We start from the raw sequence: 14776 nt of genomic DNA on the forward strand, positions 1-14776 counted from the left end.
GCGGTTAACGCAGACGATACTTAATTTTTTCGACGATCTTCGCGGTGGAGATGCCGTAGCGATCGTGGAGGGTCGGCAGCGCGCCGGCTAACAGGAACGCGTCAGGCAGCCCTACGGTATCCAGCTCGCAGCGAACCCCTTTGCGCATCAGCAGGGCGGCCACCGCCTCTCCTAACCCGCCGACCGCGGTGTGGTTTTCGGCGGTGACCACCAGGCGACCCGGCTTCGACACCTGTTCAATAATCGCTTGTTCATCCAGCGGTTTGATGGTCGGCACGTGCAGGACCGCCACGCTGATATTATCGTCCCGCAGCTTTTCAACCGCCTCCAGCGCGCGCATGGTCATTAGCCCGGAGGAGATAATCAACACGTCGTTGCCGTCCTCCAGCAGCTTCGCTTTGCCCAGTTCGAACTGATAGTCGTATTTATCCAGCACCAGCGGCACTTTCCCGCGCAGCAGGCGCATATAAACCGGGCCATGGTGATCGGCAATGGCCGGTACCGCCTGCTCAATCTCCAGCGCATCGCAGGGATCGACGATGACCATTCCGGGGATACCACGCATGATCGCCAGATCTTCGGTGGCCTGATGACTGGGGCCATAGCCGGTCGTCAGGCCCGGTAGCGCCGCGCAAATCTTGACGTTCAGATGCTCTTCAGCGATCACCTGATGAATAAAATCATAGGCGCGACGGGTCGCAAAGGCGGCATAGGTGGTGGCGAAGGGAATAAATCCCTCCTTCGCCATGCCTCCCGCCGCCGCCATCAGCAGTTGCTCCGCCATTCCCATCTGGAAAAAGCGATCCGGGAAGGCCTGGGCGAAAATATGCAGGTCAGTATATTTTGACAGGTCCGCTGTCATACCGACGATCGCCGGGCGCTGCGCCGCGAGTTTCGACAGCGCGACGCCGAAGGGCGCAGAGACGGTGGCCTGGCCTTCATCGGCAATCGAAGCGATCATCGCCGACGTTTTTAAACGAGGTTTACTCTGGCTCATTACAACACTCCTTCCGGTTTGTTAGCGTCCAGCACCGCAATCGCTTTTTGCCATTCGTCGGCATCGACGCGAATAAAATGGTTCTTATCGCGGGTTTCGAGGAACGGCACCCCTTTGCCCATCAGCGTGTCGCACAAAATGACCCGCGGCTGGTTGCCGGAAAAACTTTTCGCGTTGTCAAAGGCGGCCATCACCGCCGGCAGATCGTTACCGTCTACGCGCTGCACGTACCAGCCGAAGGCGGCCCATTTATCCTGCAGCGGCTCAAAGCCGAGGATTTTGCGTGAATCGCCGTCGGCCTGCTGTTTGTTGACGTCGACAAGGTTAATCAGGTTAGTCAGGCCATAGTGAGCCGCCGACATCGCCGCTTCCCAGGTCGAACCTTCATCCAGCTCCCCATCGGACATCGAGTTATAGACCCAGGCCTTGCTCTGTTTCTGCCGCAGGCCGAGCGCCATGCCGACGGCGATAGACAGCCCCTGCCCCAGCGAGCCGCCGGACATCTCCATCCCCGGGGTGTAGGTCGCCATGCCGGACATCGGCAGGCGGCTGTCGTCGGAGCCGTAGGTTTCCAGTTCCGCTTCCGGAATAATGCCCGCCTCCAGCAACGCGGCATAATAAGCGATAGCGTAATGGCCATGAGAAAGCAGGAAGCGATCGCGCCCCTCCCACTCAGGATCTTCCGGGCGATAGGTCATGGCGTAACTGAAGGCGGTAGCCAGCACATCGGCATACCCCAGCGCCTGGCCAATATAGCCCTGCCCCTGAACTTCTCCCATTTGCAGGGCATAGCGGCGGATACGCCACGCCGCCGCGGCGACTTTTTGTGATTCGGTGATGTTCATCTCTGTGCCTCGCTTAGTGAATTAACATGCCGCCGTTAACGTCCAGGGTGATACCGGTGGAGTAGGAAGAGAGGTCGCTGCCGAGGAACAGCGCGGCGCGGGCGATGTCCACCGCGTCGCCGAGGCGGTTCATCGGAATGCCGGCAAGAATATTGGCCGTCATGTCGTCCGTCAGCTTGCCGGCGGTAATGTCGGTCTGAATTAGCCCCGGGGTGATGCAGTTAACGCGGACGTTGTCCGGGCCAAGCTCGCGCGCCATCGCCCGCGCCAGGCCGAGCACGCCGGCTTTTGCCGCGCTGTAGTGCGGACCGCCGAAGATACCGCCGCCGCGCTGGGCGGAAACGGACGAGATGCAGACGATGCTGCCGGATTTTTGCGACCGCATCGTGGGGATCACCGCCTGTGACATCAGCAGCGTGCCGCGCAGGCTGACATCGAGCACCGCGTCATAGTTGGCGCGCTTGATGTCCATTAGCTTCAGCGGCTGGGTGATGCCGGCGTTATTGACCAGCACATCGACCCGGCCGTATTTCGCCAGAATCTGTTCGATGGCCGCCTGCACCTGCACTTCGTCGGCGACGTTCGCCGCCAGGCCGAGATGGCCTTCGCCCAGCGCCGCCGCGGCGGTTTTACTGGCTTCGCCATTGAGATCGATAATGACCACTTTCGCGCCGTTTTCGGCGAATAATTTCGCGGTCGCAAAACCCAAACCGCGTGCGGAGGCCGCGCCAGTAATAATGGCGACTTTATCTTTTAATAACATAGTTTCACTCCATGACATTACGTCATATTAATTAACAGGATCTATTTTCGTTATTGTGGCTCATCGAGGAAAAGAATCACCACCAAACCGATTGCGGCGCAGATACCAAAATAGGTAAAGACAGAATTAAAGCTCCCCGTTTTATCCAGTAAGAAACCGGCCACCATCGGCGCCACAAATCCGCCGAGGTTGCCGCCGCTATTAATAATGGAAGAGGCGATCGGATAGGTTTTGCTGTCCGAAACGGCCATACCGTAGGCGGTAAAAGCCGGCCAGCCGATATTCAAACAGAAACCGACAAAGAATAAACCAATACAGACCGCCAGGGTGCTTGCCGGTATATTCAGCATAATTAACATCATGACTACGGTTGATACCGCTGTGAATATCATGGTTGGTTTACGCCGACGGCCTAATAATTTATCCGAAATCCATCCGCCGCCAATCGCGCCAATAAAGCCGCCGATGCACGGCATACTGGCCACGAACCCCATACTCATCACATCGAAACCGCGCTCTTTCACTAAATACAGCGGGATCCAGGTTAATAATCCATATAACACGCTGACCATCATAAAATATGCGAGGCAGTCTCCGAGAATATTTTTTGAGGTAAATAATCCCTTCGCCGTATCCACAGGCGGCATTTTTTTCACCCGGATAATTTTATCCAGCCAGGTGAAGCGATCGGCGATTAATATATTTTCACGTACACCGTCATTATGATGGATGTCCCGCCCGGCATTAATCTCTGCCAGTTCGCTTGGAGATACGAATCCGCTTTCCGCGGGCTTTGACTTCACCAACAGGTACCACGCTATCGCTGCTACGATCCCGGGAATAGCAAAGGAGAAAAAGACCCACCGCCAGCCCCAGGTCACCGCAATCCACACCGCCAGCGGCGGCACGATAATCGGGGCAAACATGGTCGCCGCGATGTAAACGCCGGTTGCCGTGGCTTTCTCTTTCGGCGGAAACCAGTTGTTTATCGTCGACGCCAGCCCCACCGGGCAGGGACCTTCGCTTAGTCCCAAGCCCAGCCGCACCAGCTTCAGGCCAAATACGGAGCTCACCGTGCCCATCAGCCAGGTAAAAGCGGAGAAGCCGAAAATAGATAGCGAAACCAGCCCTCGAGTGCCGCGTCTGGCGATGAAAAAGCCTGCCGGGATCTGGCTGACCGCATAGCCGAGGAAAAACATACTGGCAATCGCTCCGGCCTCAAAATTATTGATATGGAATTCATCAATGATAAACGGCAGTACCGCGCCGATATTCGTTCTGTCGGCGTAATTGATGGCATACACCAGGAAAATCATCGTCAAAACCACAAAACGATATTTTGTTTTCCTGGCGTCAGTACAGACCAGCGTATCTATACGTGACATAGGGTTTCCTCATCTTATACCTCATCCACTTCGCCGTAGGTTGCCGCCTGGGTTCGCCGCGTTTCACGCGCCCTGGCGCAACAAGAGAGACATGTCTTTTCGCACAGCGAAACAGGTGGTTAGGTGTTTTATTATTGCGACCCAAGCGCATCGCAGTTTGTGATCAGGCCTGTGAGGGGAATATAACAACCCAAAAATGAAAAGGTATTCAAAAAAGCTCAATTATGATTGAGAAAAATTGAGTTAGTGACCCCCCGCAAATTTTAGCGTTTACTGAGAGGCGCGATTTTAACGAGATAAATTGTTAAGCCCATCACAAATTAAAAGGTTATTTTCGCTTTTCCCTATGCTGTTCATCACGGCTGCGCCACGCTGTTCGCCATTTTCTTTTATTCGCGCCCCGCGCAGGATGCCGCCATGAGTCAACCGCTGCCCAATAAAAATCTGCCGATGCCCTCTTTACGCAATATCCAGGCTTTTATTGAAGTCGCCGCAACCGGCAGCCTCAACCTGGCCGCAGAGAACCTCAACATTACCGCCTCGGCGGTCAGCCACCAGATAGCCAGTCTGGAGCACTTGCTGGGAAAAAAACTGTTCTCCCGCAGCAGCAAAGGCGTGATGTTAACCGCAGTGGGAGAAAAATATCTCAAAGAGGTCTCCGGAGCGCTGAATATGATTGGCCAGGCCACCAGCCAGGTGATCAACGATATTCATCAGGATTATTTACGCATTCACTCAGCGCCGAGCTTCGGCCTGCTGTGGCTGATGCCGCGGCTGGATAAATTCCGTCAGGCATGGCCGGAGCTAAAAATTAGCCTGACCTGCTCTTACGAAAGCATTCAGTTCTCCCGGGATAATATTGATATCGATATTCGCCACGGGCTGTCGCAGTGGCCGACGCTGCTGGTCAGGACCATTAAAAATGAGTGCGTCCTGCCCTACAGCGCCTCCTCTTATTTAGCCCGCCATGCGGTTCGCGCCCCGGAAGATCTGCTGGCCTGCGATCTGATCCATTCCGACAGCACCTTAATTAACTGGAGCAACTGGCTGTCGTGGCACAAGGTCCGCGGCTGGCACAAAAACTTTATCTTTAATTTCGACCGGTCGTACATGAGCATCGAGGCGGCCCGGATGGGGATGGGGGTGATCCTGGAAAGCAATCTGCTGGCCGGCGGCCACGTGCGTCAGGGGCAGCTGACGCCGGTGTTTGCCGACGAGCGGAGTATGTCGGTCGGCGCGCACCACTTCGTCCTTCCCCACGCCAATGAACAGAAGGAAAAGGTCCAGCGCTTCTTCGCCTGGGTCGCCGGGGAGCTACAGGAAGACGGTTTTCATATTTAGTCCCGGCAGGTGGACAAACCGCCAGTCGGCGCCTAAAGTTAATCAATCGATTGATTAATTTTTTCAGAGCGCGATGACCAGTAAAGGCGAACAGGCAAAAAGCCAGCTTATCGCGGCCGCTATCGCCCAGTTTGGCGAGTACGGCCAGCATGCCACCACCCGCGATATTGCCGCCCAGGCCGGGCAGAATATCGCCGCTATCACCTACTATTTTGGCTCGAAAGACGACCTGTATCTCACCTGCGGCCAGTGGATCGCCGATTTTATCGGTGACAATTTTCGCCCGCACGCCGAAGCGGCGGAGGCCGTGCTCGCCGGAGAGTCGCCGGATCGCCAGGCGATCCGCGCCCTCATCCTCAGCGCCTGCCATAACATGATCCTGCTGCTGACCCAGGATGATACGGTCAACTTGAGCAAATTTATTTCCCGGGAACAGCTGGCGCCCACCGCCGCGTACCATCTTATCCACCAGCAGGTGATCGCCCCCCTGCACCACTATCTCACCCGGCTGATCGCCGCCTGGACAGGTCGCGATGCCGGTGATACGCAAATGATCCTCCATACCCACGCCCTGCTGGGCGAGGTGCTCGCTTTCCGTCTCGGGCGTGAAACCATCCTGCTGCGCACCGGCTGGACGCAGTTTGACGCGCAAAAAACCGAACAGATTTTTGAGGTCATTACCTGTCATATCGATTTCATTCTGCATGGGTTATCGCAAAGGAGTTTGGGCTGATGAAAAAACCCGTCGTCGTCATTCTGCTGATCGTGATTCTTCTCGCCGCGCTGGGCGGCGGCTGGTGGTGGTACCAGAGCAGCCGGCAGCAGCCGCTGACTCTGTATGGCAATGTCGATATCCGCACCGTCAATATGAGCTTTCGTGTCGGCGGCAGACTGGCCTCGCTGACCGTCGACGAAGGCGACAGCATCCGCGCGGGGCAAACCCTCGGCGAGCTTGACCGTGCCCCCTATGAAAACGCCCTGCTGCAGGCGCAGGCCAACGTCTCCACCGCCCAGGCGCAGTATGACCTGATGATGGCCGGCTACCGCTCGGAAGAGATTGCCCAGGCCGCGGCGGCAGTGAATCAGGCGCAGGCCGCTTACGACTACGCGCAAAACTTTTATCAGCGCCAGCTGGGTTTACGCGCCAGCAGCGCCATTTCCGCCAACGATCTGGAGAACGCCCGCTCCTCGCGCGACCAGGCGCAGGCAACGCTGAAGTCAGCGCAGGATAAACTGCGTCAATACCGCGCCGGCAATCGTCCGCAGGAGATAGCCCAGGCCAAAGCCAGCCTCGAACAGGCGCAGGCGGCGCTGGCCCAGGCTAAACTGGACCTGCACGATACCGTGCTGACCGCCCCTTCCGACGGCACGCTGATGACCCGCGCCGTCGAGCCCGGCACTATGCTCAACGCCGGCGGCACCGTGCTAACCCTCTCCCTGACCCATCCAGTATGGGTCCGCGCCTACGTTGACGAGAAAAACCTCGGCCAGGCGCAGCCGGGACAAGCAGTGCTGCTCTATACCGACAGCCGGCCGGATAAGCCCTATCACGGCAAAATCGGCTTTGTCTCGCCGAGCGCTGAGTTCACGCCGAAGACTGTCGAGACGCCGGACCTGCGCACCGATCTGGTCTACCGTCTGCGCATCGTGGTAACCGACGCCGACGGCGCGCTGCGCCAGGGGATGCCGGTGACCGTCTCCTTTGACAACGGGAACGGACATGAGTGAGGCCGTCATCGCCTTAAACGGCCTGAGCCGCCGTTTCCCCGGGATGGACAGGCCAGCGGTGGCCCCGCTGACCTGTACGATCCGCGCCGGCTACGTCACGGGGCTGGTGGGCCCCGACGGCGCAGGGAAAACCACCCTCATGCGGATGCTCGCCGGGTTGCTTAAGCCTGATGAGGGCAGCACCAGGGTGATTGGCTTTGATCCGCTAAAAGACGACAGCGCTCTGCACGCGGTGCTCGGCTATATGCCGCAAAAGTTCGGCCTGTATGAAGATCTGACGGTGATGGAAAACCTCACCCTGTACGCCGATTTACGCAGCGTCACCGGCGAGGCGCGGAAGAAAATTTTCGACCGCCTGCTGGAATTCACCGCCCTTGGCCCGTTCACCGGGCGGCTGGCGGGCAAGCTCTCCGGCGGCATGAAGCAAAAGCTGGGGCTCGCCTGTACCCTGGTGGGTGACCCGAAGGTGCTGCTGCTGGATGAGCCCGGCGTCGGCGTCGACCCGATCTCCCGCCGCGAGCTATGGCAGATGGTGCACGAGCTGGCCGGCGACGGCATGCTGATCCTGTGGAGCACCTCTTATCTCGATGAAGCCGAGCAGTGTCGCGATGTGCTGCTGATGAACGAAGGTAAACTGCTCTATCAAGGGGAGCCGACGGCCCTGACGCAAACCATGGCCGGGCGCAGCTTTCTGGTCTCCAGCCCGCAGGAGAACAACCGCCGCCTGCTGCAGCGGGCGCTGAAGCTGCCGCAGGTTAGCGACGGCGTGATTCAGGGCAAATCGGTGCGTCTGATCCTGAAAAAGGAGGCGCGCATCGATGAGGTTCAGCAACATGACGATATGCCGTCGCTGCAGGTGACCGACACCGCGCCGCGCTTTGAAGACGCCTTTATCGACCTGCTCGGCGGCGCCGGGACCGCCGAATCGCCGCTGGGGGCAATTATCCATCGCGTTGACGGCAGCAAAGACGAAACGGTGATTGAGGCGCAGTCGCTGACTAAAAAATTTGGCGATTTCGCCGCCACCGACCACGTCGATTTCCAGGTCAAGCGCGGCGAGATCTTCGGCCTGCTCGGCCCCAACGGCGCAGGGAAATCCACCACCTTCAAAATGATGTGCGGCCTGCTGGTGCCCACCTCCGGCAAAGCGCTGGTGCTGGGGATGGATCTCAAGGTCAGCTCCGGCAAGGCGCGTCAGCATCTGGGCTATATGGCGCAAAAATTTTCGCTGTACGGCAACCTCAGCGTCGAACAGAACCTGCGCTTTTTCTCCGGGGTCTACGGCCTGCGCGGCCGGGCGCAAAATGACAAAATTGCCCGCATGAGCGATGCCTTCGGTCTGAACGGCATCGCCCGCCACGCCGCCGACGAGCTGCCGCTCGGCTATAAGCAGCGGCTGGCGCTGGCCTGCTCCTTGATGCATGAACCCGACATTCTTTTTCTCGACGAACCCACCTCCGGGGTCGATCCCCTCACCCGTCGCGAGTTCTGGCTGCATATCAACAGCATGGTGGATAAAGGGGTGACGGTGATGGTCACCACTCACTTTATGGATGAGGCGGAGTATTGCGACCGCATTGGGCTGGTCTATCACGGCAAGCTTATCGCCAGCGGCACCCCGGACGCGCTGAAGGCCCAGGCGGCGGATGACAACCAGACGGACCCGACCATGGAGCAGGCGTTTATTACCCTGATTAACCGTTGGGATAAGGAGAATGACCATGAGCAGTAATCTCCTCTCCTGGCGGCGGGTCCGCGCCCTGTGCGTCAAAGAGACCCGGCAGATCGTCCGCGATCCCAGCAGCTGGCTGATTGCGGTGGTGATCCCTCTGCTGCTGCTGTTTATCTTCGGCTACGGCATTAACCTCGACTCCAGCAAGCTGCGGGTGGGGGTTCTGCTGGAGCAGCAGAGCGAAGAGGCGCTGGACTTCGTCCATACCATGACCGGCTCGCCCTATATCGACGCCACCATCAGTGACAATCGCCAGCGGCTAATTGAGCTGATGCAGGCCGGTCGCATCCGCGCGATGGTGGTCATTCCGGTGGACTTCGACCGCCAGATGGCCCGCCCCGGCGCCACTGCGCCGCTCCAGCTCATCACCGACGGCAGCGAGCCCAATACCGCTAACTTCGCCCAGGGCTACGTGGAGGGTATCTGGCAGATCTGGCAGCAGCAGCGGGCGGAAGACCGCGGCGAGACCTTTGAACCGCTGATCGACGTGCAGATGCGCTACTGGTTTAACCCGGCGGCCATCAGCCAGCACTTTATTATCCCCGGGGCGATCACCATTATCATGACCGTGGTCGGCGCGATACTGACCTCGCTGGTGGTGGCCCGCGAATGGGAGCGCGGCACCATGGAGGCGCTGCTGTCGACGGAGATCACCCGCGCTGAACTGCTGCTGTGCAAGCTCATCCCCTATTACTTCCTCGGCATGCTGGCGATGCTGCTGTGTATGCTGGTGTCGGTGTTTATTCTCGGCGTGCCCTATCGCGGTTCGCTGCCGATCCTGTTTGTCATCACCAGTCTGTTTTTGCTCAGCACCCTGGGGATGGGACTGCTGATCTCGACGATCACCCGCAACCAGTTTAACGCCGCGCAGGTGGCGCTGAACGCCGCCTTTTTACCGTCGATAATGCTGTCCGGGTTTATTTTCCAGATAGACAGCATGCCGGCGGTGATCCGCGCGGTGACCTATGTGATCCCGGCGCGCTATTTCGTCAATACCCTGCAAAGCCTGTTTCTGGCGGGCAATATTCCGGTGGTGCTGCTGGTGAATGTGCTGTTTTTGATTGCTTCGGCGGTGATGTTTATCGGCCTGACGTGGCTGAAAACCAAACGGCGTCTGGATTAGGTTTTGCCCGGTGGCGCTGCGCTGACCGGGCCTACGGTTTAACCAACATCGATTATACGGTTCGCCGAACCCGTACGCCGGGCGAACGCAGTACCGCCCGGCGTTGTTGAATGGGCCAAAGGAGCTAATATGTTTCACCGTTTATGGACATTGATCCGCAAAGAGCTGCAGTCGCTGCTGCGCGAACCGCAGACGCGGGCGATTTTAATCATGCCCGTGCTGATTCAGGTGCTGCTGTTTCCCTTTGCCGCGACGCTGGAGGTGACCAACGCCACCATCGCCATCTATAACGAGGACAGCGGTCGCCACGCGGTGGAACTCACTCAGCGCTTTGCCCGCGCCAAAGCCTTTACCCACGTCCTGCTGCTGAAAAGTCCGCAGGCGATCCAGCCGACCATCGATGAACAAAAAGCCCTGCTGGTGGTGCGCTTCCCGGCGGATTTCTCACGCAACCTCGACAACTATCAAACCGCCCCGCTGCAGCTCCTGCTCGACGGGCGCAACTCCAACAGCGCGCAAATCGCCGCCAACTATCTGCAGCAGGTCGTGAAAAATTACCAGCAGGAACTGCTGGAGGACAAAGCGAAGCCGAACAATAGCGAACTGGTGGTGCGCAACTGGTATAACCCGAATCTCGACTACAAGTGGTTCGTGGTGCCGTCGCTCATCGCCATGATCACCACCATCGGAGTGATGATCGTCACCTCGCTGTCGGTGGCCCGCGAGCGCGAGCAGGGCACCCTCGATCAGCTGCTGGTCTCGCCTCTCGCCACCTGGCAAATCTTTGTCGGTAAAGCGGTGCCGGCGCTGATCGTCGCCACCCTGCAGGCGACTATCGTGCTGGCGATTGGTATCTGGGCCTATCAGATCCCGTTTGCCGGCTCGCTGCTGCTGTTCTATTTCACCATGGTGATTTACGGTCTATCGCTGGTGGGCTTTGGCTTATTGATCTCATCGCTGTGCGCCACGCAGCAGCAGGCGTTTATCGGCGTATTCGTCTTTATGATGCCGGCGATTCTTCTCTCCGGCTACGTTTCACCGGTGGAAAACATGCCGCAGTGGCTGCAGGATCTGACGTGGATAAACCCGATCCGCCACTTTACCGATATCACCAAGCAAATTTATCTGAAGGATGCGAGTCTGGAGATTGTGTGGGGAAGTTTGTGGCCGCTACTGGTCATAGCGGCCACCACCGGCTCAGCGGCGTATGCGATGTTCCGAAGAAAGATTGCGTAATTTTTTATCTTTCGCCAGCAGCGAGACCACCGCCGGGCCTGCCAGTATCACCAGCCCGGCGAGGGCCAGCAGCAGGTTGTTGTGCAGCACGCGCGACAGCAGCCACAGCGCTATCATGGCGGCGCCGAAGTACCAGGTGGTGGTGAGCTCCTCAAGGAAGTCTCCCACATCGCGCCAGCGCGCCTCGTGATGACGCTGCAGAAACAGCATCGCCAGCAGCGTGACGCTGTAGAGGACGCACAGCCCTAATCCGACGCGCACCAGCGCGCCGCTCATCCATCCCATCACCAGCACTGCCACGACCAGTAGATGCAACATAATCTGCCAGCAACTAAGACCTGTTGCGACGCGTACACGTTGTTGCCACTTCATGGCTTCTCTCCTGAAGGATTTTTCTCTGCTACTCAGAGTACCGCACTTTACGGAAAATTCCGTAACACCGCATCTTTTTGTGACGTCTACTACACTATTTTATTCAGGAAAGTGACATTTACTGGAGAATTATGGCTGAGCCAACGTCGGGATTTTCGTTGAACGTGCTGACAATTAACACCCATAAAGGCTTTACGGCGTTTAATCGGCGTTTTATTTTGCCCGAGCTGCGCGAAGCCGTTCGCAGCGTCAGCGCTGACATAGTTTGCCTGCAGGAAGTGATGGGCGCTCACGAAGTTCACCCGCTGCATATCGAAAACTGGCCAGATACGACCCATTACGAATTTCTCGCCGACACCATGTGGAGCGACTACGCCTATGGGCGCAACGCGGTCTATCCGGAAGGTCACCATGGCAATGCCGTGCTGTCGCGCTTCCCGATTGAATACTATGAGAATCGCGATATCTCGGTCGGCAACGGGGAGAAACGCGGCCTGCTGTACTGCCGCATCGTGCCGCCTCAGAGCGGCGTCACGATTCACGTCATTTGCGTCCATCTCGGACTGCGTGCCGACCAGCGGCAGGCGCAGCTGGGGATGCTGACGGAATGGGTCAACACCCTGCCCGCCGGCGAGCCGGTGGTGGTGGCCGGGGATTTTAACGACTGGCGTCAGCAGGCTAACCAGCCGTTAAAAGCCCAGGCGGGGCTGGAAGAGATTTTTACCCGCGCCCGCGGACGCCCGGCGCGCACCTTTCCGGTCAGTTTTCCGCTGCTGCGCCTCGATCGCATTTACGTCAAGAACGCCCACGCCAGCCGCCCGAAGGCGCTGGCCCTCAAACAGTGGCGGCATCTGTCCGATCATGCACCCCTTAGCGTGGAGATTCATTTGTGAAATGTCGTTGGCAGGAAGGCAACCGCATTACGCTACTGGAGAACGGCGACCAGTACTATCCGGCGCTGTTTGCGGCCATCGGTCGCGCCAGCCGGCGGGTGATCCTCGAATCCTTTATCTGGTTTGAAGATGAGGTCGGCCGACAGCTGCACGCGGTTCTGCTGAAGGCCGCCCGCCGCGGCATCCAGGTGGAAGTGCTGCTTGACGGCTACGGCTCGCCGGATCTTAGCGATGAGTTTGTCGGCGAACTGACCGCCGCCGGGGTGATTTTCCGCTATTACGACCCGCGCCCTAAGCTGATGGGAATGCGCACTAACCTGTTCCGTCGCATGCACCGTAAAATCGTGGTGATCGACGACACCACCGCCTTTGTCGGCGGCATCAACTACTCCGCAGAACATATGAGCGACTATGGCCCGGAGGCGAAACAGGATTACACGGTGCAGGTCGAGGGGCCGGTGGTGCTGGATATTCTGCAGTTCGAACTGGAGAATCTGCCCAACAGCGAAACCGCCCGCCGCTGGTGGCGCCGTCGTCGCCATCAGCCGGAGATCAACCAGACCCCCGGCGAGGCGCAGGCGCTGTTCGTCTGGCGCGATAATCAGGATCACCGCGACGATATCGAACGCCACTACCTGAAGATGCTGACCAGCGCCCGCCGGGAGGTGATAATCGCGAACGCCTATTTTTTCCCCGGCTATCGTCTGCTGCATGCGATGCGCAATGCCGCGCGGCGCGGGGTGCGGGTGAAGCTGATCGTCCAGGGCGAACCGGATATTCCAATTGTGAAATTTGGCGCCCACCTGCTCTATCACTACCTCGTCAAAGGCGGCGTGCAGATCTACGAATATCGCCGCCGTCCGCTGCATGGCAAAGTCGCCCTGGCGGACGACCACTGGGCCACCGTCGGGTCGAGCAACCTGGATCCGCTCAGCCTGTCGCTGAATCTGGAAGCCAATCTGATCATCCACGACCGGGTGTTTAACCAGACGCTGCGCGATAATCTTAACGGGCTTATCGCCCGGGATTGCCAGCGGATCGATAAAGCAATGCTACCGAAACGCAACTGGTGGCGGCTGGGGGTGAGCGTGATGGCCTTCCACTTTCTGCGCCACTTTCCGGCGTGGGTCGGCTGGCTGCCGGCCCATACTCCGCGGCTGGCCAGAGTCAGCCCGCCGGTGCAGCCGGAGATTGAAACGCAGGATCGCGTCGAGTCACCGACCAGGGATAATCCACTATGAGCAAATCGCACCCGCGCTGGCGGATGGCAAAAAGAGTGCTCACCGTGCTCTTTTTTATCGCCGTGATCGTCCTGCTGGTGATTTACGCGCAGAAGGTCGACTGGCAGGAAGTGTGGAAGGTGATCCGCGGCTACGATCGGCTGGCCTTGTTCAGCGCCATTGCGCTGGTCATCGTCAGCTATCTGATCTATGGCTGCTACGATCTGCTTGGCCGCGCCTGGTGCGGACACAAGCTGGCGAAACGCCAGGTAATGCTGGTGTCGTTTATCTGCTATGCCTTCAACCTGACCCTCAGCACCTGGGTCGGCGGCATCGGCATGCGCTACCGGCTGTACTCCCGGCTGGGGCTGAACAATAGCACCATCACCCGTATTTTTTCCTTAAGCATCACCACCAACTGGCTGGGCTATATCCTGCTCGGTGGGGTGATCTTTACGGCGGATCTGGTGAAGCTGCCGTCGCACTGGTACATCAGCCAGACCACCCTGCGGATTATCGGCGGAGCGATGCTATTTCTCACGCTGTGCTATCTCTTCGGCTGCGCGTTCGCCAAACGCCGTCACCTGACGATCAAAGGCCAGCGGCTGGTGCTGCCCTCCTGGCGATTCGCGCTGCTGCAGATGGGGGTCTCGGCGGCGAACTGGATGGCGATGGGGGCGATCATCTGGCTGCTGTTGGGCAGCGAGATTAACTATTTCCTGGTATTGGGAGTGCTGCTGGTGAGCAGTATCGCCGGGGTGATTATCCACATCCCGGCCGGGATTGGCGTGCTGGAGGCGGTGTTTATCGCCATGCTCTCCGGGGAAGAGATTTCGAAGGGGGCGATCATCGCCGCCCTCCTCGCCTGGCGCGCGCTCTATTATTTCCTGCCGCTGCTGCTGGCGACGGTGGCCTATCTGCTGCTGGAGAGTCGGGCGAAAAAGCTGCGGCAAAAGAACCAGCGCAAGCTGGCCCGCGAGTGAAATCGCCCGGCGGCGCTGCGCTTGCACGGGCCTACGGGGTGTGAGCCTGTGAGGGGGGTCCTCCAGGCCGGGTAAGGCGCAGCCGTCACCCGGCAACATCCCGGGTACCGCGCCTGGCGTCTCGCCCGGCGGCGCTGCGCTTGCGCGGGCCTACGGGG

At 58.7% G+C, this 14776-nt stretch carries 15 protein-coding genes; 9 read left to right on the forward strand and 6 right to left on the reverse strand.

What is annotated here, in order from left to right:
* Window positions 1-4 precede the first annotated feature (4 nt).
* From L2I46_RS16075 to L2I46_RS16095, 5 genes are all read right to left on the reverse strand, one after another.
* Window positions 5-997 carry a transketolase family protein gene (locus L2I46_RS16075; RefSeq protein WP_117132620.1) on the reverse strand — a complete coding sequence of 331 codons (993 nt, stop codon included), beginning with the start codon at window positions 995-997 and terminating at the stop codon, window positions 5-7.
* A complete protein-coding gene (locus L2I46_RS16080) occupies window positions 997-1842 on the reverse strand; it encodes a transketolase (protein ID WP_048334488.1) in 846 nt (281 codons plus the stop codon). The genes L2I46_RS16075 and L2I46_RS16080 overlap by 1 nt, the downstream gene beginning before the upstream one ends.
* Before the next feature lie 13 nt (window positions 1843-1855).
* Entirely contained in the window at window positions 1856-2605 is a 750-nt protein-coding gene (locus tag L2I46_RS16085; RefSeq protein ID WP_072421942.1) for an SDR family NAD(P)-dependent oxidoreductase, read from the reverse strand.
* A gap of 50 nt (window positions 2606-2655) precedes the next feature.
* On the reverse strand, window positions 2656-3990 hold the full coding sequence (locus L2I46_RS16090) for an MFS transporter (RefSeq protein ID WP_236948032.1): 1335 nt from the start codon (window positions 3988-3990) through the stop codon (window positions 2656-2658).
* A gap of 288 nt (window positions 3991-4278) precedes the next feature.
* Window positions 4279-4416 carry a hypothetical protein gene (locus L2I46_RS16095; RefSeq protein WP_032428692.1) on the reverse strand — a complete coding sequence of 46 codons (138 nt, stop codon included), beginning with the start codon at window positions 4414-4416 and terminating at the stop codon, window positions 4279-4281.
* On the opposite strand from L2I46_RS16095, the gene L2I46_RS16100 reads away from it, so the two are divergent.
* The 6 genes from L2I46_RS16100 to L2I46_RS16125 all read left to right on the forward strand — a co-directional run bounded on the left by L2I46_RS16100 (window position 4408) and on the right by L2I46_RS16125 (window position 11150).
* A complete protein-coding gene (locus tag L2I46_RS16100) occupies window positions 4408-5331 on the forward strand; it encodes a LysR substrate-binding domain-containing protein (RefSeq protein WP_065804727.1) in 924 nt (307 codons plus the stop codon). The two genes, L2I46_RS16095 and L2I46_RS16100, sit on opposite strands and share 9 nt — an antisense overlap.
* Window positions 5332-5404: 73 nt before the next feature.
* Entirely contained in the window at window positions 5405-6064 is a 660-nt protein-coding gene (cecR, locus tag L2I46_RS16105) for a transcriptional regulator CecR (RefSeq protein ID WP_236948033.1), read from the forward strand.
* Window positions 6064-7059 (forward strand): secretion protein HlyD, encoded by a 996-nt coding sequence (gene hlyD / locus L2I46_RS16110; protein ID WP_023288931.1) that lies wholly within the window; start codon window positions 6064-6066, stop codon window positions 7057-7059. The genes cecR and hlyD overlap by 1 nt, the downstream gene beginning before the upstream one ends.
* Window positions 7052-8791: an ATP-binding cassette domain-containing protein gene (locus tag L2I46_RS16115; RefSeq protein ID WP_236948034.1), complete on the forward strand. Its 1740-nt coding sequence runs from the start codon at window positions 7052-7054 to the stop codon at window positions 8789-8791. The genes hlyD and L2I46_RS16115 overlap by 8 nt, the downstream gene beginning before the upstream one ends.
* Window positions 8781-9914, forward strand: a complete 1134-nt coding sequence (locus L2I46_RS16120) for an ABC transporter permease (protein ID WP_065804724.1) — start codon at window positions 8781-8783, stop codon at window positions 9912-9914. The genes L2I46_RS16115 and L2I46_RS16120 overlap by 11 nt, the downstream gene beginning before the upstream one ends.
* Window positions 9915-10043: 129 nt before the next feature.
* Window positions 10044-11150 carry an ABC transporter permease gene (locus L2I46_RS16125; protein WP_023288928.1) on the forward strand — a complete coding sequence of 369 codons (1107 nt, stop codon included), beginning with the start codon at window positions 10044-10046 and terminating at the stop codon, window positions 11148-11150.
* On the opposite strand, the gene L2I46_RS16130 is transcribed toward L2I46_RS16125, so the two are convergent.
* A complete protein-coding gene (locus L2I46_RS16130) occupies window positions 11112-11522 on the reverse strand; it encodes a YbhQ family protein (RefSeq protein WP_012542390.1) in 411 nt (136 codons plus the stop codon). The genes L2I46_RS16125 and L2I46_RS16130 overlap by 39 nt on opposite strands.
* A 131-nt stretch (window positions 11523-11653) precedes the next feature.
* Between L2I46_RS16130 and L2I46_RS16135 the strand changes: the two genes are divergently transcribed.
* Genes L2I46_RS16135 through L2I46_RS16145 form a run of 3 tightly spaced genes read left to right on the forward strand, consistent with a single transcriptional unit; the run spans window position 11654 to window position 14618 of the window.
* On the forward strand, window positions 11654-12415 hold the full coding sequence (locus L2I46_RS16135; protein WP_023288927.1) for an endonuclease/exonuclease/phosphatase family protein: 762 nt from the start codon (window positions 11654-11656) through the stop codon (window positions 12413-12415).
* A complete protein-coding gene (gene clsB / locus L2I46_RS16140) occupies window positions 12412-13656 on the forward strand; it encodes a cardiolipin synthase ClsB (protein ID WP_023288926.1) in 1245 nt (414 codons plus the stop codon). Before L2I46_RS16135 ends, clsB begins: the two co-directional genes overlap by 4 nt.
* Entirely contained in the window at window positions 13653-14618 is a 966-nt protein-coding gene (locus L2I46_RS16145) for a lysylphosphatidylglycerol synthase domain-containing protein (protein ID WP_023288925.1), read from the forward strand. Before clsB ends, L2I46_RS16145 begins: the two co-directional genes overlap by 4 nt.
* Window positions 14619-14776: the final 158 nt, after the last annotated feature.

The sequence above is a fragment of the Klebsiella sp. 2019SCSN059 genome (genome assembly GCF_021739525.1).
Taxonomy (GTDB): domain Bacteria; phylum Pseudomonadota; class Gammaproteobacteria; order Enterobacterales; family Enterobacteriaceae; genus Klebsiella; species Klebsiella quasipneumoniae.